A 24241-nucleotide genomic window follows, 5' to 3' on the forward strand; every position below is an offset into this window, starting at 1 on the left:
ATTGGTCTGCGGTTCTCAATTCTTTGATATCAAGTAGAAAGAATTCCGGCGCTCAACCCAGATGTGAAAGTAGTTAACAAACAGCCCTTAATCGCGGCCAAAGCGACCGTTCTTAACTTTTGTTAAACGCCTGTTTCTGATTGCTGAAGCAATTGTACGGCGTTTATCATCCAGCCATCGTCGCCCTTAACCATCTGGTAATCCAGAATATGCACAAAACCCGCCTGATCACGGATCAGCATTTTTTGCCAAAATGCGCCGGCAATCTCCCGCAATTCCAGAAATCGGACCTCCGCTGGCCTGTGGACCATCGGATAGCCATTTCGAACCATTGCTTCAAATCGTTCAGGGGATTGAAAATAATTCTGAATATTTGGCGAGGCATAGCCGAATGCGAGGCCAAAATCATCTAACCGGAACGCCTCTATCTGGCTCGTGATGACACCTCGCATAGCCGGATTCGCTGGCTCATCAGCAAAAGCAAAGCTCGCTGATAAACAAGCAAACACCCATCCTAAAATAAGTTGTCTCACGACTCAAACCTCCCCTCGCCACCTCTATGGTATACTGCCTGCGAAGGGGTTTGGATCAATTTACGAGTTTACCCGCCAATCCGTTTTCAATCAGCTCGATCGTTTCAGTGACACCAAAAAGCGCGATGAACCCGCCAAAACGCGGCCCCTGTGACGCCCCAAGCAAAACTTCGTAAAGTGTTTTAAACCAATCGCGAAGCGGCTCAAACTCATGTTCTTTCCCAACAGCAAATACCATCGTCTGTAAGGCATCTGCATCAGAACCGCCGTCCCAGTCTTTAAGACGCGCTAAGAGGTCTTCAAGTGCTGCACGTTCTTTATCATTCGCAAGCCGGTAAGTCTTTGCTGGCTTCACAAAGTCATTGTAGTAGCGCACGGCAAAGCCCGCAGCATGATCAAGGTCTGGATGCGTCTCTGCGGATGCCTCTGGCGCGTAACGCTTGATGAACCCCCAAAGCGTTTCTTTCTCTTCCGCTGCCGCCACAGATGCGAGGTTGAGCAACATTGAGAAAGGCACAACCAGTTTGGACTCCGGCGGCTTTCCGTTGTGAATATGCCAGACGGGATTAGCGACCTGCGCAGCAACATCCTGCGTTGGAAAGGCTCGCAACTGTTGATGATATTCATCCACCGCCCGCGGAATAACGTCGAAATACATCCGCTTTGCCGTCTTAGGCTTCAGATACATGAAGTAGTCGAGGCTTTCAGGCGTTGCATAGGTAAGCCACTCGTCAATCGACAAGCCATTCCCTTTGGATTTCGAGATTTTCTCGCCGTTATTATCCAAAAACAACTCGTAGGTGAAATGTTCAGGCGCGCGGCCCCCCAGGATTTCGCAAATCTTGTCATAAATCGGTGTGTTGGTTGAATGGTCTTTGCCGTACATCTCGAAATCGACGTCCAGCGCAGCCCAGCGCGCGCCAAAGTCGGGCTTCCACTGCAACTTCACCTGCCCGCCCGTCACTGCTAACGTACAGTCCCTGCCATCTTCGTCTTCGAAGGTAATTGTACCGTCTTTGGCATTCACGTCTTTCATCGGAACATAAAGAACGCGACCTGAAATCGGTGAAATGGGCAGAAAGCAGCTATAGGTTTCACGGCGTTCCTCGCGCAAGCTCGCAAGCATCACCTTCATGATCGCGTCATATTTCTCGGTGGCCCGCAGCAGAATTTCATCAAACTGGCCGGTTTTGTAAAAATCCGTCGCGCTGATAAAATCGTATTGAAATCCAAAAGTGTCCAGAAACCGGCGTAACATTGCATTGTTGTGATGCCCAAAACTTTCGTATTCACCAAACGGATCCGGAACTGCAGTGAGCGGCCTTTGCAGATGCTCATGCAGCATATCGGGGTTTGGGACATTGTCGGGAATCTTGCGCATCCCGTCCATGTCGTCTGAAAAACAGATAAGCCGGGTCGGAATATCACTGATCGCCTCAAATGCGCGTCGCACCATCGTTGTGCGCGCCACTTCGCCGAATGTCCCGAGGTGCGGCAAACCGCTTGGCCCATACCCCGTTTCAAACAATACATAGCCCTTTTTAGGCGGCTGCTTGGCATAACGTTTCACCAGCCGGCGCGCTTCTTCAAAGGGCCAGGCTTTAGAGTTCATTGCAGCATCGCGTAGTTCAGACATATCGGCTCACTTCTTAACGTCTTCCGGCCCTGCGCCGTAACACCTGATGTCTCCTATTGCTCCCCCTCGCTGACGTCAATAAATTGATCTGTAGTTACATGCCCTCTTTGGGCCCAATAAGGATAATAACGTGACCCAAGCCCCACATGCTCTGACCCCTCAGGACAGTCTTGTTGCTCTGATGATCGCCGTTTCTGCCTCAGATGAAAACATACGCACATCGGAACTTATCACGATCCAACGTATTATGAATCATTTACCCGTTTTTGGCGACTATGATCAGGATCGTATAACGACGATAAGCCAAACTGTGTTTGACCTCTTCGAAGAAGAAGATGGACTGGACGCGCTCTTTGGTCTCGTTAAAGATAACCTGCCGGAAAAACTTTATGAAACCGCATACGCCCTCGCCTGTGATGTCGCGGCTGCAGATGGCCGCCTTCAGGAAACTGAACTCCGCCTCCTCGAAGAAATTCGCTATGAGCTGAACATTGATCGTCTTCATGGTGCAGCCATCGAACGTGGTGCGCGCGCCAGACATCAAACTCTTTAGTATTCTCCAACTCTCAAACTAAGTCATTTCACAAAGACAACCGGACACAAAACAACACCCAAACCGTTCTTTCTTTATCCTTAAAATATCCCCGCGCAGCGCGCGAAACCGCACGAAGTGCCAGAAAGAATGACGCGGAACGCGTCTCAATTTAAAACCTCGGGCCTAAGACCAATGGGCTGGCTGACATGTTACCAAGCTTATCGCTCGTATCGATCCGCCCAGCGACGGATAAGCTGCTGCTGGAGCCGCCTCGACCGGCCTTTCCAACTGCGCGCGCCGGGTGGCACTTCGCGCTCTGGCGGGCTCACCTGCGCGCGCCTGTCCGTGTCGGCCGTAAATATCGCGAACGCAAGATCACGCCCGCGCGGTGTCCGGGCATACCCCGCCAGTGAGGACACAAAGTTAAGCGTACCGGTCTTTGCTTTTACCGAAATTGCATGGTTGCGAACGACTCGTCCCTGATTGTCGCGAATGGCTATATCTTTCATCATTGGCCGCAACGCGCTCTCTGGGCCTGTTTTTAACAACATGCGGACCATGTCACGCGCCGAAAGTTGTGACTCATCGCCAAGTCCGGAATGATCTACAAACCGGGCGCGATTTGCACCTAGGTTTTCAGTCAGCCAAGCCGCCATCTCACGTGCAGAGCCGCGCAGGCTATGAACGCGGCCTCCGGAAACAGAACTCGCGGTCATCCCCACGGCTTCTGCCGTTAAATTTGTAGAGTATTTTAGCATATTACGCAGGATCAGGCGCAGTTCGGTGCTACTGTGCTCGACAACAATCGTTCCAGTTGTTGTCGAGGCAATCGTTCGCGCTCTTGGCAAAACGATCCCGTGCGAACGGGCCAGCGTCTGAAAAACCTCGGCGGCGTAAAGCTCGGGCTTGCGCACCGGAAGCCAGCGACTTCCGCCATTTCCCAAGGCGCCGCGCGCGACGGTCCAGCTATCGCTGCCCTGCGTGTCAGTATATGTATAAACTGGATAAGAACGGTTCACCACCTGCATGCTGGACACATGAACTCGCGGACGAAACCGTTCGGCGCGGGCGTCCATGATGACTTCATATTCGTCTGACTGTCGCTTCCACTCAAAATGAACGCGGTTAAAATTCAAATTTAAACCAGAAACCGATGGGTTGTATCCCAGATGTTCGGGCTGGCTGGCATCAATTGCTCTGACATAAGGCAAAGCGGCCGAATGAACCCGAAACTGACCGGTAATTTCGTTAACGCCCGCGGCTTTCAAATCGCGCGCCATATTGCCAAGCATGTCTGTGTTGAGCACCGGATCACCACCGCCAACCAGTATCAAGTCACCCTCAAGCTTGCCGTTCCGTATCGGGCCTGTTGCGTAAAGCCTGGTGCGAAACCGATACCCAGCGCCAAGCCGGTCCAAGGCGTAAAGCGTTGTTATGGCTTTTGCCACGCTCGCCGGTGGCAGCGGCAGCAACGGATTCATCGTTTCAAGCATTTGCCCGGTGTGCGCATCAGCCACAACATAACCAACCCGACCTGTTCCAAGCTCCGCCGCCCTTACAAGACGGTCAGCTGATGGTCCTGCTGCCCTCTGAATGACACCTGGGCGCACAGCGGGGCGCAACGAACGCAAAGGCGCGTCTGCAAAGGCGGGTCCCGATGCAGCAGCAATTAGTCCCGATAAAACGAACCGGCGAGAAAAATCCTTGGTCATAAAGAGATTTAACCCCGAGAATTTGTTCCGAGCAAGGCTATCCTGCCCATCGTCCCTTTGCGCGAATATCTGTCGAAGATATGTCCACCATTGGTGCATTTATAAAACACCATGCCGGTGGTTCTGCCCGTGACAGGTACACTGACTCTCGCCCACGCAGTCTGAAACGGGCATATCGCTTTGCTGCCGGGGAAAGCCGGGCTGTTATACGGTCGCCAGGTCGCGCGATTACGCCAACCGGAATATTTTCCATAATCCACTGCCATCGATCCCACTTGTGAAACGACGCCAGATTATCCGCCCCCATCAGCCAAACGAACCGCTGCTGTGGATAATGTTGGAACAGAGCTTCCAGAGTTTCAGCCGTGTACCGCGTTCCGATCTTCGCCTCAAAATCACTGATTTCGATACGCGGGTGCTTTACAAGTTTCCGACACGCATCGAGGCGTTTCTCAAGAGGCGCAGGCCCCCGCGTCTTCAAAGGGTTGCCGGGGCTGACCAGCCACCAGACCCGGTCAAGCCTGAATCGCTTCATTGCCTCCTGCGAAATATGGACATGCCCCATATGAGGCGGATCAAATGATCCGCCCAGCAATCCGATCACCTGATTGGTTGGTGCATATGGCATTCCGTGGCGCATAAAGACCTCTCTAACCAATTGTTCTGAAAGATAGGAGAGCAGAAATAGTATTGACGTCATTTGCTCTGAAGCGATTGCGGGCTGCGTCAGCGTGAAACCGTAGACACGCCGGATTTGATCCGGTCAGCGTTTCCTGCTTTGCACCTTCTCTAAGCTGATTGCAAAACCCTTGGCCAAACTCTAGAACCTCTCGAGTCTCGGATATCTGTTATTCAAGGAAATGCACATGGCCTCCTATCAGTATGTTTACCACATGGACGGAGTTTCAAAAACCTACCCCGGTGGTAAAAAATGTTTTGAAAACATCCGCCTGTCTTTTTTGCCCGGTGTAAAGATTGGCGTTGTTGGTGTGAACGGCGCGGGTAAATCGACACTTCTGAAGATCATGGCGGGGCTTGATAGCGATTTTTCCGGCGAAGCTTGGGCCGCAGAAGGTGCGCGTGTTGGGTATCTGCCGCAGGAACCAGAGCTTGACCCGTCACTCGACGTGCGCGGCAATGTTATGCTTGGTGTCGCTGACAAAAAGGCGATACTTGATCGTTACAACGAACTCGCGATCAACTACTCTGAAGAAACCGCAGATGAAATGGCCCGCCTTCAGGATGAGATCGACGCGCAGAACCTTTGGGATCTCGACGCGCAGATCGACGTCAGCATGGAAGCGCTGCGTTGCCCACCGGATGATGCGGATGTTACTTCGCTTTCGGGCGGGGAAAAACGCCGTGTTGCGCTTTGCAAACTCTTGCTTGACGCACCCGACATGCTGCTGCTTGACGAACCAACCAACCACCTTGACGCAGAAACCATAGCCTGGCTGCAACAGCATCTGATGGATTACAAAGGCACGATCCTGATCGTCACACACGACCGGTACTTCCTTGATGACATTACAAGCTGGATTCTGGAACTTGACCGTGGCGCAGGCGTGCCTTGGGAAGGCAACTACTCAAGCTGGCTTGAACAAAAAGCCAAGCGCCTTTCGCAAGAAGCTCGTGAAGACAAATCCAAACAAAAAACGCTTGAGCGCGAACTTGAATGGATGCGTGCGTCGCCTAAGGCGCGTCAGGCAAAATCCAAAGCCCGGATCAATTCCTATAACGACCTTGCAAATCAGTCCGAGCGGGAAAAACTCGGCCGGGCCCAGATCATCATCCCGAACGGACCGCGCCTTGGAAACAAGGTGATCGAAGTCAACGGTTTGAAAAAACACATGGGCGACAAGCTATTAATTGAAGATCTGTCCTTCAGCCTACCGCCTGGTGGGATTGTTGGTGTGATTGGGCCAAACGGTGCTGGTAAAACAACACTGTTCCGTATGTTGACCGGAGAAATTCAACCCGATGAAGGCACGATTGAATACGGCGATACCGTTCAGCTATCCTATGTCGACCAGAACCGTGATGATCTGGAGCCCAATGCAACCGTTTGGGAAGCGATCGCAGACGGTCTTGACGTGATTCAGCTTGGCGACGCCGAAGTGAACGCACGCGCCTACTGTTCTTCTTTTAATTTCAAAGGCTCAACACAGCAAAAGAAAGTTTCCTTACTGTCAGGGGGTGAGCGGAATCGGGTTCATATGGCACGCCTTCTGCGCGCGGGCGGCAACGTGCTGTTGCTCGACGAACCGACGAACGATCTTGATGTCGAAACCCTAAGGGCGCTTGAAGACGCATTGGTGAATTTTGCAGGCTGCGCAGTCGTCATCAGCCACGACCGCTTTTTTCTCGACCGGATTTGCACCCATATCCTGGCCTTTGAGGGCGAAGCACATGTTGAATGGTTCGAAGGAAACTTTGAAGAATACGAAGAGGACAAGAAACGTCGCCTGGGCGCTGATGCGCTGGAACCAAAGCGGATCAAATACAAAAAATTCACCCGCTAGCAGGTAACAAAAACCATCGGGGTGTCTGACCATAACCCCTTGGGCAACGAAATTCTGTTTGGATTTCGAGCATATCCGTATGATATTATTATGTGTTATGATGATCTTACGGAGGGTTAACAGTGATTGTTAAGAAGTTCGGTTTACCGGCAGTTCTTACTTCGGCTTACCTGTTTGGCATGCAATTTCTGAATGTCCCGGTTGTTTTGGGCGCACACCCACTTTGGGCAATGAAAGTTGTTTTAATCGGGCTGATACTGGGTCTTTCCGTATCGGTTGTCTTCCACCTGATCCGCACCAGAAGACTAAAAAGGTACTTACTTCTCTGCGCAGCCCTTATTGCTGCGTTTTCTCTGGCGCATTATGGCAAGACACAATTCGCTGCTTCATATGCAGAGGATGTTATCGCTGGAAAGTTCTGGTTTTTCGGTTGGATTGCTTCAGTCGCAGCACTTGCCGCTTTGATCAGCACGGCGCTATCCCGTTAAACACTCTGTACGTTGGCGATCAGGTCAATAAGGCTCGACTGTAAAACTTGCAATTGTTCTCTGTCGGAAATTTCAACTGCTTTTTCAGCTGTTTGAACCAGATCACGCGCTAACATGATCGAAACTTGTGCCCGTTCAGCAGGTGACAGTTCGTCCAACATTTGAAGCGATTTCAGCACGGCGTAGCGAACCGTGAGCGCTTCTAAAGTTAAATCTTTATACTTGGTCCTGAGGTTTTCCCGAATAGATGTTGTATGCACCTTTTTTTCATCCATTAATTTTCCAATCGGCGCATGAATAGCAAAAATAAGTTTACGTAACGTCAACACAATATGCCAAGATCTCCTTTCTGGAAATACATGGTGTTGAAATGAATAGGATTACACGCAAACTTAGGTAGCAAAACGTTGTTATTAAATTGTTTTTTTCTTAACAAAATATTTATTTCTTACACAAAACGGTTAACAAACCCCATTATGCCTCAAATTCGATTGCCTCTGATCAGCAAAATCTACAGTATTCGCAAATGCGTTATCCCTACTTTTTCGGTTACGGGTCTCTCGTGAACCGACGAACACATGAATATGAAAACCCTATGCCAGCGCGTGTAAACGGTTGGCGCAGGGCGTGGCGTCATTCGCCTGTGCGACGTGTCAGTTTCCTGACTGCGGTTAAAGCCCCGGGCGATTACATTGAAGGCCTTGTCGCGGGTGTACCCATCAGCGAATGGAACGCGCTTGATGAACGCGAAAGAGCATATGACAGAATTGATGCCACGGAAGCCGTCGAGCATGAGATCCCTCACCCTGCAGATGTTGTGATCTATGCCATACCCCCAGAACGTCACTATGCACCGACATCAGACAACCCGATCTTGCTAAGTTACATTGATGTCGTTGTTCAGGGATATTTGACCGAGTTCGGAGAAAGCGGCGTTCAGCATTTTTTTGAAACAACCGATGGTTGGGAGGCCCCAATTCTGGATGATCGTGATGCACCAATTTATTCCCGCCACCAGAAATTGACATCTTCTGAAACGATGTTGGTAAACGATTATCTCAGTTCTCTATCTCCGGTAATTAAAAAGCTGTAACAGCCGCGCCTGACGCTGGAACAACGGCGTTTTAATATCTGTTTTATCGATACTTTTCTGCATGACGCGCCTTACTATCAGGGTTGCCATAAGGCCAAAAATTACCCCACCCAAGGCCTGCCCAATGAGAACCCCCTTCGCTCCGAACAACGCGCTGCCAAGCATAACCAAAGGAATTGTTCCCAGCGTATGACGTCCCCAATTGATCCATGTCGAATAGAACGGATGCCCCAGGTTGTTGAACGACGCGTTGCTGACGAAAATCACCCCATTAAAAAAGAAGGCCAGCGCCAGAGGACCACAAAACATGTAAACCAAGTCCAGCGTTAGACCGTCAGCATTGAACAAACCCGCGATAAACGGGCGCAGCAAATACAGTAAACCGGCCATGCTGGTCACGAAAATTGCAGTAAAAAGGATGCCATCCCGAAACGCCGTTCGCACCCTATCGTGCTGTCCCGCTCCGAAGTTTTGTCCGATGATCGGTCCAATCGCACCCGATAGCGCAAAAAGCACACCAAAGGCGACGGGTGTGAGCCTTGCAGTGATCGCCATTCCAGCAACTGCCGCTTCACCAAATTGTGCCATAGACCGGGTGACATAGGCCTGACCGACCGGTGTCGCGAGCTGAGTCAGAATTGCTGGAAAGGCAATCGCAAGAATCGTGGGAAAATCCTGCCGGAACTCCGCTGCGGTGGGTTTTTCCAATCCACCATAATAGCGCAAGATTGGCACAAGTGACGTCGCGGCGATTGTCGCGCGCGCAAAAACGCTTGCAATCGCAGCCCCAGTCAAATCAAGATTCAACCCGAAAATCAGGATCGGATCCAATATCGCATTCACAAGCCCGCCAAAGATTGTTGCCATCATTGCGCGTCGGGCGTCACCATGTGCGCGCAGGATCGCGCCGCCAACCATACCAACCAGCAGAACCGGTAAACTGGGAACAATAATACTCAGATAGCTGGTTGCCAAATCCAATGTCTCACCACTTGCACCTAACAGCTTTGCAAGAGGCCGAATATTGAACCAGACCAGTGCTGAAAAAGCCGCCCCAAAAGCAACACCATAGATCATTGATGTTGCTGCCCGACGCCGCGCAACATGTGCGTCGCCTTCACCCAAAGCGCGGGCAACCAAGGCACCCGCAGCAATCGCCATTCCAATGCCAAAGGACGAAGTAAAAAACAGAATAGCACCAGCATAACCGACTGCCGCGGCTAGCTCTGCTTTTCCGAGCATCGAAATGAAAACCATATCGACGAAATCGACCAGGAAAATCGCCATCAGACCGACAGATGCCGTCAAAGACATCACAGACACGTGGCGAAACAGATTTCCTTTTAAAAACTTAGCTTGCTGTTCAGCCACTTGCGCCCCTCAATTCATACGCATCATGCGAAAAAAACCGCGGAAACACTAGGGGTCGGAACGCACACACGCCCGGTATCTACGCACAGGCGTTTAGATTTTTGCGCGGATCACCTGCATCAATGGCAGCATGGCTGACATGTCGGGCCCATGGCTTTGTCCCGTCAGCGCCTTTCGCAGCGGCATAAACAAGCCCCTGCCTTTGCGGCCTGTCTCGGCTTTCACAGCAGCGGTCCATTCTGACCATGTTGTTGTGTCATAGGGCGCAGTCGGCAACAATGTCATTGCAGTCGCAACAAATTCGACGTCTTCATCATCAATGACCGGTTCTGCCCCTTCGGAAAACAGGGTCCACCATTCCTCCAGGTCCGCTAGAACCGTGATATTCTCGCGCGTCACGTCCCAAAATTGCCGCGCTAGTTGATCCGGCACGCCAAGTGCTCTGACCTGTTCAGAAACCGCTGCGAAATCAAGCCCATGGTTAAAACGAGCGGTGAGCGGGAACAGGTCCTCAACATCAAATTTGGTCGGTGCTGCACCGAATTTCGAAAGATCGAAACCTTCTACAAGCTCATCAACTGAACTGCACAATTCAACAGGGTCAGAAGACCCCAAGCGCGCCATAAGTGACAAAAGCGCCATTGGCTGCACACCTCGCTCGCGCAGATCACGCAGGGCAAGTGTGCCAAGCCGTTTCGAAAGCGCTTCGCCTTGCGGACCTGTCAGAAGGGAATGATGCGCGAAACTTGGAACTTTTCCACCAAGTGCTTCGATAATCTGAATTTGCGTCGCCGTGTTTGTGACGTGATCCGAGCCGCGCACAACATGCGTAATGCCAAAGTCAATGTCATCGCAGACAGAGGCCAACGTATAAAGAAACTGACCATCTGCCTTGATCAACACAGGGTCAGAGACGCTCGCGGCATCAATGGATATCTCTCCCAGAATGCCATCGGTCCACTCAATCCGTTTCTGATCGAGCAGAAAACGCCAATACCCGTCCCGTTCTTTGCGAAACTCCGCTCTTTGTTCTTCGGTAAGTTTTAAGGACGAGCGGTCGTAGACCGGCGGTTTGCTCATATTAAGCTGTTTTTTGCGCTTTAAATCCAGCTCAGTCGGCGATTCAAAGCACTCATAAAACCGCCCCATCGTCCGCAATTCGTCAGCAGCCGCTTCGTATCGGTCGAGCCGTTCTGACTGCTTTTCTAAGCGATCCCACGTCAGGCCCAGCCATTCCAGATCTTCCATGATGCCATCAGCATATTCCTGCTTGGATCTTTCAGGATCGGTATCATCCAGGCGCAGAATAAACTGCCCACCGGATTTGCGCGCAATCAGATAGTTAAACAGCGCTGTACGCAGGTTTCCAACATGGATATAGCCGGTGGGAGATGGGGCAAAACGGGTGACGGTCATGGGTAACTCCTTGATCAGGTCCGTTTTCCACAGCCGCGCGGGTTTGTCCAGATTGGCCTTGCATCAAAGGTGACTATGTCAGCAATTACCCGTCTGTCCGCGCGGGCGGAACTGACTGGCCATTGCGTGTTGAAGTCGCAAAACCACATCCAAGCGATGGCAACGAATCAAAACGGCTCGTCCTCAGGTGTTGTAAGACACCACTTCAATCTCGATTCCGTCAAGATCGTCAAAATAAAACCGCCGCCCCGGTTCATAGTCAGCGTGACTGTTCGGAACAAACCCCATCTCTCGTACGCGACCTTCAATCAGGTCAAGATCATCTACAACGACCCCGATATGGTTCAATCCTCCAATCGTCGTGTAGGTGTCGCCGGGATTGCCTTTGCCCCCTTTCGTGTAAAGCGCAAGGTAGCTTTCGTCTGATCCCACATGGAAAGACGTCCCTCCATCCATTGATTCACCGGGTTCACTCGCCCAACGAATTTTCCAGTCGAACAGTTTACACAGCATATCTGCGGTTTTCTGCACATTGGTTACGGTTATGTTCGCGTGTTCCAAGACGGCCTGTGCCATAGAATCTTTCCTTTGAGTTTGTTTTGCGATTCGTCTTTGATTTGTCTAGCGTAATTGCTCAAGTTAACTTGAGGTCAAGATTTTTATTCAGGAGACCAGAATGCACCCTTCTGACGTACTTTCGATCGGCCAGCTTGCGTCGCGTACCGGGCTCGCCGTGTCCGCTATCCGATACTATGAAACACAAGGCTTGGTGCGGCCAACCCGAAATGACGGCGGTCAGCGCAGGTTTCGACGCTCTGACATAAGGCGTCTTAGTTTCGTTAGGATTGCACAGCAGTTTGGCTTTACCATTGAACAGATCGCCGAACAGCTACAGCTTCTGCCAGAATCCCGCACACCCACCAAAGGGGATTGGAGCAAGATCAGCCTTGTGTTTCGCGCAGAGTTGGATGCGCGCATCGAGACACTGACAAAACTGCGCGACAATCTGGATGGCTGTATCGGTTGCGGGTGTCTGTCACTTAAAAAATGCCGCTTGTACAACCCTGATGATACGGCGCGACGCAAAGGCAGTGGCCCACGCTACTTGATGGGGGATACGCCAGAAAGCAATTCGTCTTAGCAAACGCGATATCAGCTATCGTCGCGCCACCGGTTCACAATCGGATAGCGGCGGTCGAGCCAGAAAGCATGTTTGGTCAACCTCGTTCCCGGTGCTGACTGAAACCTCTTGTATTCACTGATGTAGAGAAGATGCTCTACTTTCTTGACTGTTTCGCGCTCAAATCCGGCCTCAACCAGCTCGGCAACCGATTTTTCCTCATCCACCAGCCCGGTCAAAATAGCGTCGAGAATATCGTAGGGCGGTAGCGAATCTTCGTCCTTCTGGTCTTCGCGCAGTTCGGCCGTGGGGGGTTTGTCGATAATCGACACCGGAATGACCTCACCGGCTGGACCCGCCATCCAAGATCGGTGATTTGCATTGCGCCAGCGGCATTGCTCAAACACGCGCGTTTTATAGAGGTCCTTGATCGGGTTATAGCCGCCCGCCATATCGCCGTAGATCGTCGCATATCCTACCGCGATCTCAGATTTATTTCCTGTGGTCAGAAGCATTTCGCCAAACTTGTTCGACATCGCCATCAGCAGCAAACCACGTAGCCGGGACTGGATGTTTTCCTCTGTCAGCCCGGGTGCCATACCTTCGAAAAATGGTGCGAGCGTGTTTGTGATCGCCGCGCGTCCTTCGGCTATCGGAACGAAATCATAGCGGCAGCCAAGGTTCTCAGCGACGTCTTTCGCGTCATCCAGCGACGATTGCGCCGTGTACTCGGACGGCAGCATTACACACCGTACGTTTTCAGCACCCAGCGCATCCACCGCGATCGTGGCGACAATTGCACTGTCGATTCCGCCGGACAGACCCAGTAGAATCTTTTCAAAGCCCGTCTTGCGCAGATAATCGCGCAGGCTTTCGACCATTGCGCGATAGTCCTGTTCCCACTCATCGGGCAAGGTTGCGATTTCACCGGGAACCACACGCCACCCGTCATCGGTTCGTTTAAAATCAACATGCGAAACCGACTCGTCAAAGACCGGCATCTGCACCGCAAGCTCACCGCCGGGATTAAGCACAAATGTTCCCCCGTCAAAGACTTGATCATCCTGCCCCCCGATCATGTTCAGATAAACAAGCGGTAACCCAGTTTCGACGACACGGGCCACCATATGCCCGTAGCGCACGTCCATCTTATTGCGGAAATAGGGCGACCCATTGGGAATCAGTAAGAACTCGGCGCCGGTTTCTTCCAGCGTTTCAGCAACGTCTTCGTGCCATGCATCTTCGCAGATCGGGCTGCCGATGCGGGTTTCCCCGACGCTGTAAGGTCCGCCTAGCGACCCGGAATCAAAGAGCCTTACCTCGTCAAAAACTGTTTCATTGGGCAGATGATGTTTCAGAACCCGACTTTTAACCTTGCCGTCTTTCAGGATGAAGTAGGCGTTGTAAAGTTTGCCATCTTCCAGAAACGGACCACCGATGCCCAGCGCCGGGCCGTCTGCACAGTCTTTTGCCAACGCCATTATGTGGCGCGTTGCATCTTCGATAAACGCAGGTTTCATTATCAGATCCTGCGTGTTGTAGCCGGTGATGAACATCTCGGTCAGCGCAACCATATTGGCACCTGCAGCCTTACCTTCCTCCCAGGCTGCACGTGCTTTCGCGGCGTTATCGCTTAGCGCGCCTACCGTTGGATTGAGCTGCGCCAGTGTAAGGCGAAAAGTGTCGGCCATATCTGCCCCCAAAGGAATTCGTATGCCGTTCTTAGCAGAGTTACGCCGGAGGAAAAGCCAATGGCTGCCAAAACCCGCCGGTGTTGCTCGGCCAGTTATGTCCGCTGGTTGCAAAACTCGTTGAAAGCCTCGGCTGGCCCGAGTAGGCTCTGTCCCCGATACAGAGCGTTTTTCTTATGAAGTAATAGGGAGCATACCGTGCAGTTCTTACTAAGAGCACAGACACACACACGTGCAATTCTGGTTGCGGCTATAATTACAGCTCTCGGTTCCGGTGCCGCCCTTGCCCAGACAGACGAAGATGTTCAACGCGTTGAAGACAACAAAGGCGGCGTTTATGAGGGAACGTTTCAGGATGGTCTGCAGCATGGCCGCGGCACATATCGGTTGCCTTCCGGTTATGAGTACAGCGGCGAATGGTTTGAAGGCGAAATTCTCGGCCAGGGAATAGCACGCTTTACCAATGGTTCTGTCTATGAGGGCGGCTTTGTTGCCGGTAAACCGGATGGTTTTGGGAAAATTATCTTCGCTGACGGTGGGACATATGAAGGTGACTGGGTTGCTGGCGAAATAAACGGTAACGGAATCGCGATTTATGTAAATGGTGTTCAGTACGAAGGCGGCTTCAGAAACGCGATGCACCACGGTGTTGGCACGATGCGCAGCCCAAACGGATACGTCTACCAAGGTGAATGGATCAACGGCGTCAAAGAAGGTGTCGGTACAATCACCTACCCTGACGGCTCGGTTTACACCGGAACGCTGGTACGTGGTGTCAGCGAGGGCACGGGGACACTAACCTCTCCTGATGGTCTGAAATATGAAGGCACTTGGCGCGAAGGCCAGATGAATGGCGAAGGCAAACTGATACAGCCCAATGGCGATGTCTATGTTGGTGATCTGACCAATGGTGCCCGCGATGGCAAGGGCGTCATGACATACGCCAACAGGGATATTTACGAAGGCAGTTTCCAAAACGACCAGCGCCACGGTCAGGGAAGGCTGACCAGCACTGATGGCTACAGCTACGTTGGAAGCTGGGTTGAAGGGCGCATCGAAGGCGAAGGTGAAGTCACTTACCCTGACGGGTCTGTTTACGCCGGTACGTTCATGGACGATCTGGTCGATGGAACCGGTTCAATCACCTATCCGGATGGCAGCACCTACGAGGGTGAATGGCGCGCGGGCATAATTGAGGGGCGTGGTGTCGCACGTTACGCTAATGGCCTTGTCTACGACGGCGAATTCCACGACGCGCGAAACCACGGTCAGGGCACAATGACCTACCCGGACGGATTCACCTACACGGGCGAATGGGTTGAAGGCCAACGCAGTGGCATGGGTACAACCACTTATGCAGATGGCACGGTTTACACCGGAAACCATCTGAACGGAAAGCCAAATGGACAGGGCGAAATCGCAATGCCGGATGGTTTTCTCTATGTCGGAAACTGGGTCAACGGCGAAATAGATGGCCAAGGTCGTGTGACCTACAGCAACGGTGATATCTATGAAGGCAGTTTCCGGACAGGCAAACGCCAGGGCGTGGGGACCATGAGCTATGCGAGCGGCGAAGTCAGAGAGGGCAATTGGGAAAACGGTGCGCTTGTGTCGGATGTTGAGTCAGATGCGACCAACGATGGAACGTCTACGGAAACAAACGACTAACATCTTTAGAGTATTTAAAAGAAGTTTTTATCTTGAAGATTGAACAAAAATAGCCGTAATCTTCGCGGCTACCATTCTATTTTATGCCCGGCCCAATCAAAGAATGCACCGCTATCTTTCTCCCTCAACCCGCCTATCACGCGCAGTAAATTATCTGCAGCTTCTTCTGCTGGAACAGACGGGTTGCCACCAGCGTATTTCTTCGTCAGAGCCGTTTGGACAGTGCCAGGGTGCAGAACTGCACAAATCAGTTTCGGGTGTGTTCTGGCGGTTTCAATCGATGCCGTGTGAATAAGCTGGTTAAGCGCAGCCTTGGCTGCGCGGTAAGAATACCACCCGCCCAAACGGTTATCGCTAATAGAACCAACCCTGGCTGAGAGCACCGCGAATACCGCGCGTTGGTCACGCGGTAAAAGCCGAAGTGCATGTTTCAGCAAAATAACGGGTCCAATAGCATTTACGTTGAACTGCCGCCTTAAAGAACTCGGGGTAACAGACATAAGTGTTTTCTCAGGCCCCTGCCCCTCGATTTCCAATGCGCCTGTTGCAACGAAAATCATATCGAAATGACCGTCTAATTCGGAAAATTGCTGCGCGACGTTGATTTCGTCGCAAATTTCCAAACCGTCGGTGCTGCGCGAGAGTTCGACAACTACAATACCTTGGACCCGCAAGGCTGTAACAACAGCCCTGCCAATCCCTCCGGAGGCACCAATAATCAAAACCCGCCTCATGACCGCTCCCTCGCGCATCAAAGGTATTACGTCGCGCGTGCAGACCCGGATCACAAATGGCCAGATTTATTCCATTTTTGGGCTTTTCATCTGCAAAAGAGCTTCTATTATCCGCTCTCATGACGACCAACGCACATATCATGTCTTCCACGCTTCGCCGTTCAAGCGGCGCTTTGCGTCTGTGCGCTATCCTACCCCTAAGCCGCCTCTGAGCGTGCCCTTGGGCGCGACCGCTCAGAGGATGTGCAGCGCGCCAAATATTAGGTTTAGGACAAAGACGAAAGATCATCAAAATGACAGACCAAGGCAAACAGACCGCTGACGTGGCATCCGAACAGGACCGCGTCATGATTTTCGACACAACGTTGCGAGACGGCGAACAAAGCCCCGGCGCAACAATGACGCATGATGAAAAAGTTGAAATCGCCGAAATGCTGGACGAAATGGGCGTCGATATTATCGAAGCCGGTTTTCCAATTGCATCCGAAGGCGATTTCAAAGCCGTCAGTGCCATTTCTGCGCAGGCCAAGAACGCGGTTATATGCGGGCTTGCGCGTGCAAGCTTTGGAGACATCGACCGGTGCTGGGAGGCGGTCAAACACGCGGCACGGCCCCGGATTCACACGTTTATCGGCACGTCCCCACTGCACCGTGGCATCCCGAATCTCACGAAGGATGAGATGGCCCAGCGTATCCACGAAACGGTAACCCACGCCCGCAACTTGTGTGACAATGTGCAGTGGTCCCCAATGGACGCAACACGGACAGAAGATGATTACCTTTGCCGCGTCGTTGAAATTGCGATCAAGGCTGGCGCCACAACCATCAACATACCGGATACCGTTGGCTACACTGCACCACGTGAAAGCGCCGCACTGATCCGGATGTTGATCGAAAATGTGCCAGGTGCCGACGATATCATTTTTGCCACGCATTGCCACAATGACCTTGGCATGGCGACAGCTAATTCGCTTGCGGCTGTTGACGCAGGCGCTCGGCAAATCGAATGCACGATCAACGGGCTTGGCGAACGTGCGGGTAATACTGCGTTGGAAGAAGTCGTGATGGCAATGAAAGTGCGCAACGACATCATGCCTTATCAAACCCGCATAGATACCACCCGTATCATGAACATCAGTCACCGTGTCGCAACCGTGTCTGGCTTTCCGGTGCAGTACAACAAGGCCATCGTCGGGAAAAACGCCTTTGCGCATGAAAGCGGCATTCATCAGGATGGAATGCTCAAGAACGCCGAGACTTTTGAAATCATGCGCCCCGAAGACATCGGTTTATCTGAAACCAATATCGTTATGGGCAAACATTCCGGCCGCGCTGCATTGCGCTCTAAACTTAGCGATCTTGGCTATGACCTGGCAGACAACCAGTTGAAAGATGTCTTTGTGCGTTTCAAGGCGCTTGCTGATCGTAAGAAAGAAGTTTTCGACGACGACCTTTTGGCGCTGATGCGTGACAGTACGTCGGACGCGGAAAACGACTATATTCAGGTAAAACACCTTCGCGTGGTTTGTGGAACGGAAGGCCCTCAAACAGCAGATCTTACCCTGTCAATCGACGGCAGCGAAACCAGCACAACTGCCCACGGAGACGGTCCGGTTGATGCAACATTCAACGCCGTAAAGGCGCTGTTTCCGCATAACGTGAACTTGCAGCTTTATCAGGTGCACGCTGTCACCGAAGGTACGGACGCTCAGGCAACCGTTAGCGTGCGGATGGAAGAAGACGGAAAAATCGCTACGGGCCAGGCCGCTGACACTGATACAGTTGTCGCTTCGGCCAAAGCATATGTGAACGCGTTGAACCGCTTGCTTGTGCGCCGTCAAAAAACAGCACCAGCAGCTTTGAATTAATCCTCTGGCAAGAGCGGCTAACCCCCGCTCTTGCAACACCATCCAATTTAGTGCGATTCTGGCAAAATGTTCGATTTGTGCTATCAAATACCCTAAAAAAGTCAGAAATCAGCAGGATTTTGCGCAGTATTCTGTGTATAGTCCCCTTTACTGTAGACGACGCAAAGCCCATAAGTCTTAGCAATCAAGAGGCTATGAGTCTTGTACCGTATTTTTGTATTTAGAAGGTTTGCGAAACAAAATGGTAGATTTTCTCAGAGGCCTTTTTTCCTCCGATATGGCAATTGACCTCGGCACGGCCAATACGTTGGTTTACGTGAAAGGCAAGGGTGTCGTCCTTTCAGAACCTTCTGTGGTCGCCTACCACATCAAGGATGGTGTTAAGAAAGTTTTAGCGGTCGGCGAAGACGCTAAACTTATGTTGGGCCGTACTCCGGGCAGCATTCAGGCAATCCGGCCGATGCGCGAAGGCGTGATTGCCGATTTTGACACAGCCGAGGAAATGATCAAACATTTCATTCGGAAAGTTCACAAGCGAACAACGTTTTCAAAACCAAAAATTATCGTCTGCGTCCCACATGGCGCGACCCCCGTTGAAAAGCGCGCCATCCGACAGTCAGTTATGTCTGCGGGCGCACGCCGCGCGGGGTTGATTGCTGAGCCGATTGCGGCTGCGATTGGCGCTGGTATGCCCATCACTGACCCGACCGGGAATATGGTTGTTGATATCGGTGGCGGCACAACCGAAGTTGCGGTGCTTTCGCTTGGCGATATCGTTTATGCCCGCTCCGTGCGTGTCGGTGGCGACAGGATGGATGAGGCAATTGTGAATTACCTACGCCGTCAGCAAAACCTTCTGATTGGTGAATCCACTGCCGAACGCATCAAGACCTCTATCGGGACCGCACGGATGCCGGATGACGGGCGGGGTGCCTCCATGCAAATTCGCGGACGCGATTTGCTGAATGGTGTGCCAAAAGAAATCGAGATCAATCAGGCGCAGGTCGCCGAAGCACTGGCCGAACCCGTCCAGCAGATTTGTGAGGCTGTGATGATCGCGCTCGAGGCCACGCCTCCTGATCTGGCGGCGGATATCGTTGACAGAGGCGTTATGCTCACCGGTGGTGGCGCATTACTTGGTGAACTTGATTTGGCTTTGCGCGAACAGACCGGGCTTGCAATCTCGGTCGCAGATGAATCTCTGAATTGTGTGGCGCTTGGAACAGGCAAGGCACTCGAGTATGAAAAACAGCTGCGCCATGTGATCGATTACGATAGCTGAATGAGGCGACACGGAGAATTGCCGTGGCAAAGGACAGAAATTCAGGCGACGAATACGTCCGCCCGGTCAGACGTATCCTGGTCGGTCTGCTGATTTTCGTTCTTATCGGTCTGTTTTTACTCTGGAGGGTTGATAGCCCGCGGGTCGAACGATTTCGTGCCAATCTGGTCGACAGGGTTATGCCAAGTTTTGATTGGGCGTTGCGCCCTGTAACAGCCGCGACATCGATGTTTTCAGACTTTCAGAGTTACCAACGGATTTATGAACAAAATCAGGAACTGCGCCGCGAACTCCAGCAGATGAAAGCATGGAAAGAGGCCGCGCTCCAGTTAGAACAAAAGAATGCGAGATTGCTTGACCTGAACAATGTCCGGCTGGACCCACTTTTGACTTATGTTACCGGAGTTGTGATTGCAGACAGCGGGTCACCCTTTCGCCAATCCGTGTTGGTGAATGTTGGGAAACGCGACGGCATCAAAGACGGCTGGGCAACAATGGACGGAATTGGAATTGTCGGGCGTATCTCGGGTGTCGGACGTAACACCGCCCGGGTGATCTTGCTTACAGATTCAAACAGCCGAATCCCGGTTGCGATCCAACCAACGGGCCAGCGCGCGCTTTTAACAGGAGACAACACCGCAGCACCGCCCCTTGAACTATTGGAAAACCCGGAACTCATACGCCCCGGCGACAGGGTTGTGTCTTCCGGCGACGGAGGTGTCTTTCCCGCCGGATTGCTTGTGGGGCAAGTCGCGCTTGGAACAGATGGCCGATTGCGGGTGCGACTGGCAGCTGATTATGAGCGCCTTGAGTTTTTACGTGTTCTGCGCAGCCGTGATCATGAACAGATACATGACCCGGGTGGTTTGCTGGCACCACCTGCCACCACCGAAAACACAACAGAAACAACCGGGGTCGAAGCCAGTGATTAACCCGGTGACATCTCGTATTTGGGTCCATCGGGTCGCTTTCCTGGGTCTTTGTGCCATCATTATTTTTTTCCACCTTCTGCCGATGCAGACTATTCCGACCCAATGGTCTGCGCCTGATCTGCTGATCTGTTTATCATTCTGCTGGGTGGTGCGGCGGCCTGACTACCTTCCGGCGCTTTCGGTTGGGATCGTCTTTCTGATTTCGGATATGTTTTTCTTGCGACCACCAGGGTTAATGGCCGCGCTCGCTGTATTGGGAACCGAATTTTTGCGCGCGCGCAGTCATTTCATTCGTGAATTTCCATTTCTTTTGGAATGGGCAGTTGTAACCGTCGTCATCGCGGGTGTTTTGCTTGGCAACCGACTGATCCTGTTGATCCTGATGGTTGATCCACCCGTTCTCGGTCTTTCAATCCTGCAATTTCTTGCAACCAGTTTGGCCTATCCCTTGACTGTGCTATTCTCAAAATACGCTCTTGGCGTTTCGAAAATCACCCCGGCAGAACTGAACAGATAGAGACATAATTCGATGAAACGCACCGCTAAAGATTCAGAGTTCAGTTCGCGAAAGATTTCGCGGCGTGGTCTGATTATGGGTGGGGCGCAATTGGCCTTTGTCGGTGCACTCGGCCTCAGAATGCGGTATTTGCAGGTTGATCAGGCCGACCAGTTTCGCATGTTGGCCGAAGAAAACCGGATTAACGTGCGCCTGTTGCCTCCGGCCAGAGGCCTGATGTTCGACCGCAACGGCGCGTTGCTGGCCGCTAACGAACAAAATTACAAAATTGTTCTGGTGCGTGAAGATGCAGGCGATGTGGAAGAAGTTCTTGCACGCCTTGCGCAACTTGTGCCTCTTACCGCAGAGGATCTTGAGCGTGCCACGCGCGAGATTTATCGCCGAAGCCCTTTTGTACCGGTAACTGTTGCAGATCGTCTGCGATGGGAAGATATCTCTGCCGTTGCAGTAAATGCACCCGCCCTGCCCGGCGTAACGCCCGAGGTTGGTTTGTCGCGGGGCTACCCGCGTGGTCAGGATTTTGCCCATGTTGTGGGCTATGTCGGACCTGTCAGCGACTATGATCTTGAACGGTTGAACGACCCCGATCCGCTGTTACAGATTCCCAAATTTCAAATTGGCAAATCGGGTGTTGAGGCGAAACTCGAACACGAACTGCGCGGCAAAGCCGGTCATCGCCGTATTGAGGTCAATGCAACTGGCCGCGTCATGCGTGAACTTGACCGGATAGATGGTGAACCCGGTGCGAATATCCAGCTTTCGGTGGACGCTGATTTGCAGAATTTCATACAGGCGCGCCTTGCGGGCGAAAGTGCTGCCGCATCTGTCATTGACACGGAAACGGGCGACCTGCTTGCAATCGCATCTTCACCGTCGTTCGATCCGAATAAATTCGTTCGTGGGATTTCCGTCGCCGACTATTCGGAGTTGACTGAAAACAAATACCGCCCACTGGCAGGCAAGGCAGTTCAGGGTACCTACCCGCCGGGTTCAACGTTTAAAATGGTCACTGCGCTCGCCGCACTTCACGACGGCGTAGTGTCGCCGGAAGATACAGTTTACTGCCCTGGGTACACCTACCTCGGTGGCCGCCGTTTTCATTGCTGGAAGCGGGGTGGACATGGCAATGTAAACCTTCACGACAGCTTGATGCGATCTTGCGACGTCTACTATTACGAGCTTGCCCAGCGTGTTGGAATTGAAAAAATTTCGGCAATGGCAAGGCTTCTTGGTCTCGGCGAACGGCACGACCTGCCTATGTCAGCTGTTGCCCAGGGGCTTGCCCCGACAAAGGACTGGAAAAGAGAGCGACACGGCGAAGGATGGCAGGTTGGCGATACACTGAACGCAGCAATTGGACAGGGGTTTGTGTTGGCCTCGCCCCTACAGCTTTCAATCATGGCAGCGCGTTTGGCGACTGGCAGGACAGTGACGCCCAGGCTTGTAAAATCAATCAATGGTGTTGAGCAACCCAGCCACGCCGGAACGCCTTTGGGTCTGAATGAAAACCTGCTGCGTCAGGTACGGCGCGCGATGTTTGATGTTTCTAACAGTCGGCGTGGAACCGCGTTCAGGTCACGTATCGTTGAAGATGCATTTCGGATGGCCGGCAAAACCGGCACCAGCCAGGTCCGCAGTGCTGTTGTTCGAAATCAGGATGTTCCCTGGGAGCAGCGCGACCACGCTTTGTTCGTATGTTTCGCGCCATTTGATGCGCCAAAAATCGCGGTATCTGTTGTGGTGGAACATGGCGGCGGCGGTTCCAAAGCAGCAGCCCCTGTCGCGCGTGATATTGTTCTGCAGGCGCTCTACGGAGGATTACCACCTCTGGCAGCTTATCCCGCCGCAGACCACGAGCGAATACGCGAGATGCAACGTGAACTTCCGCTTCGCAACCCCAGTTCTGCCGAGGACGGAAAAGATCAGGCATGAGTTATCTGGAGTACAACCTAAAGACAGCGCCAACCGGGCTAAGCAAGATTTTTCACTTGAACTGGCCTGTGATCCTGCTGCTGACGGCCGTGAGCTGTGTTGGTTTCCTGATGCTGTTCTCTGTTGCAGGTGGCTCTTTGACACCTTGGGTCGAACCGCAGATGAAACGGTTTGCTCTTGGAATGGTCTTGATGTTCCTCGTTGCAATGGTCCCGATCTGGTTTTGGCGCAACATGGCTGGCGTCGCATATCTTGGCTCGCTCGCGCTCTTGCTGCTGGTAGAGCTGTTTGGTGCCGTTGGCATGGGGGCTCAGCGCTGGATCGACCTCGGTTTCATGCGCCTGCAACCTTCGGAATTAACGAAATTTACACTAGTGATGATCCTCGCTGCCTACTACGACTGGCTTGACGTCAAGAAAACATCCCGACCCTTTTGGGTAATCATCCCAATATTGCTGATCCTTGTCCCAACCTACCTTGTGTTACGCCAACCTGATCTCGGAACAGCCATCCTTTTGGTAGCAGGTGGGGGGATCATTATGTTTCTTGCCGGTGTCAGCTGGTACTATTTTGCAGGCGTCGTTGCGAGCGGCGTTGGCGCGATAACAGCTGTTTTCAAACTGCGTGGGACGGAATGGCAATTCCTGAAAGACTATCAGTATCGCCGGATTGATACCTTTCTTGATCCTTCAAGCGACCCGCTAGGGGCGGGTTACCATATTACGCAATCCAAGATCGCGCTTGGGTCTGGCGGGTGGACCGGGCGCGGCTTCATGCAGGGTACGCAAAGTCGGCTGAACTTTTTGCCCGAAAAACATACAGACTTTATTTTCACGACACTCGCCGAAGAGTTCGGCTTTGTGGGCGGGGTTTCACTGCTCACGCTCTATACACTGATAATCTTCTTTTGTGTTGTTTCTGCGCTTCGCAATAAGGATCGGTTTTCCTCTCTGCTTACGCTGGGAATAGCGGCGACTTTCTTTTTGTTCTTCGCGGTGAACATGTCCATGGTTATGGGGCTCGCACCTGTTGTTGGTGTGCCTTTGCCTCTCGTGTCTTATGGCGGTTCTGCCATGCTTGTTATTCTTGTGGCTTTTGGTCTCGTCCAAAGCGCACATGTCCACAGGCCTCGCTAATGTTTGACGCGACTTCACGCTGGTCCCTGCTTCTTTCTCACGTTAGATCGTTGGT

22 protein-coding genes are annotated in these 24241 nt (G+C 52.3%); 12 read left to right on the plus strand and 10 right to left on the minus strand.

Annotation, left to right across the window (positions count from 1 at the left end; genetic code table 11):
* Positions 1-122: 122 nt before the first annotated feature.
* Both J4E70_RS16015 and J4E70_RS16020 read right to left on the minus strand, forming a co-directional pair.
* The gene (locus J4E70_RS16015; RefSeq protein WP_247079001.1) at positions 123-533 is read right to left on the minus strand and encodes a DUF4864 domain-containing protein; all 411 of its coding nucleotides are present in this window, start codon (positions 531-533) and stop codon (positions 123-125) included.
* A 55-nt stretch (positions 534-588) separates the two neighbouring features.
* Positions 589-2169 (minus strand): lysine--tRNA ligase, encoded by a 1581-nt coding sequence (locus tag J4E70_RS16020; protein WP_213890660.1) that lies wholly within the window; start codon positions 2167-2169, stop codon positions 589-591.
* Between the two features lie 130 nt (positions 2170-2299).
* On the opposite strand from J4E70_RS16020, the gene J4E70_RS16025 reads away from it, so the two are divergent.
* Positions 2300-2722, plus strand: a complete 423-nt coding sequence (locus J4E70_RS16025) for a tellurite resistance TerB family protein (RefSeq protein WP_213890661.1) — start codon at positions 2300-2302, stop codon at positions 2720-2722.
* 200 nt (positions 2723-2922) lie between these two features.
* On the opposite strand, the gene dacB is transcribed toward J4E70_RS16025, so the two are convergent.
* On the minus strand, positions 2923-4416 hold the full coding sequence (gene dacB, locus J4E70_RS16030) for a D-alanyl-D-alanine carboxypeptidase/D-alanyl-D-alanine endopeptidase (protein WP_213890662.1): 1494 nt from the start codon (positions 4414-4416) through the stop codon (positions 2923-2925).
* A gap of 37 nt (positions 4417-4453) precedes the next feature.
* A complete protein-coding gene (locus J4E70_RS16035; RefSeq protein ID WP_213890663.1) occupies positions 4454-5056 on the minus strand; it encodes a nicotinate-nucleotide adenylyltransferase in 603 nt (200 codons plus the stop codon).
* A gap of 226 nt (positions 5057-5282) precedes the next feature.
* On the opposite strand from J4E70_RS16035, the gene ettA reads away from it, so the two are divergent.
* On the plus strand, positions 5283-6938 hold the full coding sequence (ettA, locus tag J4E70_RS16040) for an energy-dependent translational throttle protein EttA (protein WP_213890664.1): 1656 nt from the start codon (positions 5283-5285) through the stop codon (positions 6936-6938).
* A gap of 122 nt (positions 6939-7060) precedes the next feature.
* Complete coding sequence (locus J4E70_RS16045) at positions 7061-7426, plus strand: hypothetical protein (protein WP_213890665.1); 366 nt, start codon at positions 7061-7063, stop codon at positions 7424-7426.
* On the opposite strand, the gene J4E70_RS16050 is transcribed toward J4E70_RS16045, so the two are convergent.
* A complete protein-coding gene (locus J4E70_RS16050; protein ID WP_213890666.1) occupies positions 7423-7701 on the minus strand; it encodes a hypothetical protein in 279 nt (92 codons plus the stop codon). The two genes, J4E70_RS16045 and J4E70_RS16050, sit on opposite strands and share 4 nt — an antisense overlap.
* 251 nt (positions 7702-7952) lie before the next feature.
* Here J4E70_RS16050 and J4E70_RS16055 point away from each other — a divergent pair, with 251 nt between their 5' ends.
* Positions 7953-8519: a gamma-glutamylcyclotransferase family protein gene (locus J4E70_RS16055; protein WP_213890667.1), complete on the plus strand. Its 567-nt coding sequence runs from the start codon at positions 7953-7955 to the stop codon at positions 8517-8519.
* Here J4E70_RS16055 and J4E70_RS16060 read toward each other — a convergent pair.
* The 3 genes from J4E70_RS16060 to J4E70_RS16070 all read right to left on the minus strand — a co-directional run bounded on the left by J4E70_RS16060 (position 8493) and on the right by J4E70_RS16070 (position 11882).
* On the minus strand, positions 8493-9890 hold the full coding sequence (locus J4E70_RS16060; protein ID WP_213890668.1) for an MATE family efflux transporter: 1398 nt from the start codon (positions 9888-9890) through the stop codon (positions 8493-8495). The genes J4E70_RS16055 and J4E70_RS16060 overlap by 27 nt on opposite strands.
* Before the next feature lie 93 nt (positions 9891-9983).
* A complete protein-coding gene (gene gltX / locus J4E70_RS16065; protein WP_213890669.1) occupies positions 9984-11306 on the minus strand; it encodes a glutamate--tRNA ligase in 1323 nt (440 codons plus the stop codon).
* A 183-nt stretch (positions 11307-11489) separates the two neighbouring features.
* Positions 11490-11882: a VOC family protein gene (locus tag J4E70_RS16070; protein ID WP_213890670.1), complete on the minus strand. Its 393-nt coding sequence runs from the start codon at positions 11880-11882 to the stop codon at positions 11490-11492.
* Positions 11883-11982: 100 nt separating this feature from the next.
* Here J4E70_RS16070 and soxR point away from each other — a divergent pair, with 100 nt between their 5' ends.
* Positions 11983-12447, plus strand: coding sequence for a redox-sensitive transcriptional activator SoxR (soxR, locus tag J4E70_RS16075; RefSeq protein WP_213890671.1), 465 nt, complete (start codon positions 11983-11985; stop codon positions 12445-12447).
* A gap of 11 nt (positions 12448-12458) precedes the next feature.
* Here the strand turns inward: soxR and J4E70_RS16080 are convergent, their stop codons facing one another.
* Entirely contained in the window at positions 12459-14117 is a 1659-nt protein-coding gene (locus tag J4E70_RS16080; protein ID WP_213890672.1) for an NAD+ synthase, read from the minus strand.
* 198 nt (positions 14118-14315) lie between these two features.
* Between J4E70_RS16080 and J4E70_RS16085 the strand changes: the two genes are divergently transcribed.
* A complete protein-coding gene (locus J4E70_RS16085; RefSeq protein WP_343229471.1) occupies positions 14316-15785 on the plus strand; it encodes an MORN repeat-containing protein in 1470 nt (489 codons plus the stop codon).
* 68 nt (positions 15786-15853) lie between these two features.
* On the opposite strand, the gene J4E70_RS16090 is transcribed toward J4E70_RS16085, so the two are convergent.
* Entirely contained in the window at positions 15854-16519 is a 666-nt protein-coding gene (locus J4E70_RS16090; RefSeq protein ID WP_213890673.1) for an SDR family NAD(P)-dependent oxidoreductase, read from the minus strand.
* A 293-nt stretch (positions 16520-16812) separates the two neighbouring features.
* Between J4E70_RS16090 and J4E70_RS16095 the strand changes: the two genes are divergently transcribed.
* The 6 genes from J4E70_RS16095 to rodA all read left to right on the plus strand — a co-directional run bounded on the left by J4E70_RS16095 (position 16813) and on the right by rodA (position 24186).
* Positions 16813-18387 (plus strand): 2-isopropylmalate synthase, encoded by a 1575-nt coding sequence (locus tag J4E70_RS16095; protein WP_213890674.1) that lies wholly within the window; start codon positions 16813-16815, stop codon positions 18385-18387.
* Positions 18388-18628: 241 nt separating this feature from the next.
* Positions 18629-19669 carry a rod shape-determining protein gene (locus J4E70_RS16100; RefSeq protein WP_213890675.1) on the plus strand — a complete coding sequence of 347 codons (1041 nt, stop codon included), beginning with the start codon at positions 18629-18631 and terminating at the stop codon, positions 19667-19669.
* Positions 19670-19692: 23 nt separating this feature from the next.
* Complete coding sequence (mreC, locus tag J4E70_RS16105; RefSeq protein WP_213890676.1) at positions 19693-20601, plus strand: rod shape-determining protein MreC; 909 nt, start codon at positions 19693-19695, stop codon at positions 20599-20601.
* A gap of 4 nt (positions 20602-20605) precedes the next feature.
* Complete coding sequence (locus tag J4E70_RS16110) at positions 20606-21118, plus strand: rod shape-determining protein MreD (RefSeq protein ID WP_247078994.1); 513 nt, start codon at positions 20606-20608, stop codon at positions 21116-21118.
* Between the two features lie 12 nt (positions 21119-21130).
* A complete protein-coding gene (mrdA, locus tag J4E70_RS16115; RefSeq protein ID WP_213890678.1) occupies positions 21131-23050 on the plus strand; it encodes a penicillin-binding protein 2 in 1920 nt (639 codons plus the stop codon).
* Positions 23047-24186 carry a rod shape-determining protein RodA gene (gene rodA, locus J4E70_RS16120; RefSeq protein ID WP_213890679.1) on the plus strand — a complete coding sequence of 380 codons (1140 nt, stop codon included), beginning with the start codon at positions 23047-23049 and terminating at the stop codon, positions 24184-24186. Before mrdA ends, rodA begins: the two co-directional genes overlap by 4 nt.
* The last annotated feature ends 55 nt before the right edge of the window (positions 24187-24241 follow it).

It is taken from the genome of Pseudohalocynthiibacter aestuariivivens, assembly GCF_018457175.1.
Taxonomy (GTDB): domain Bacteria; phylum Pseudomonadota; class Alphaproteobacteria; order Rhodobacterales; family Rhodobacteraceae; genus Pseudohalocynthiibacter; species Pseudohalocynthiibacter aestuariivivens.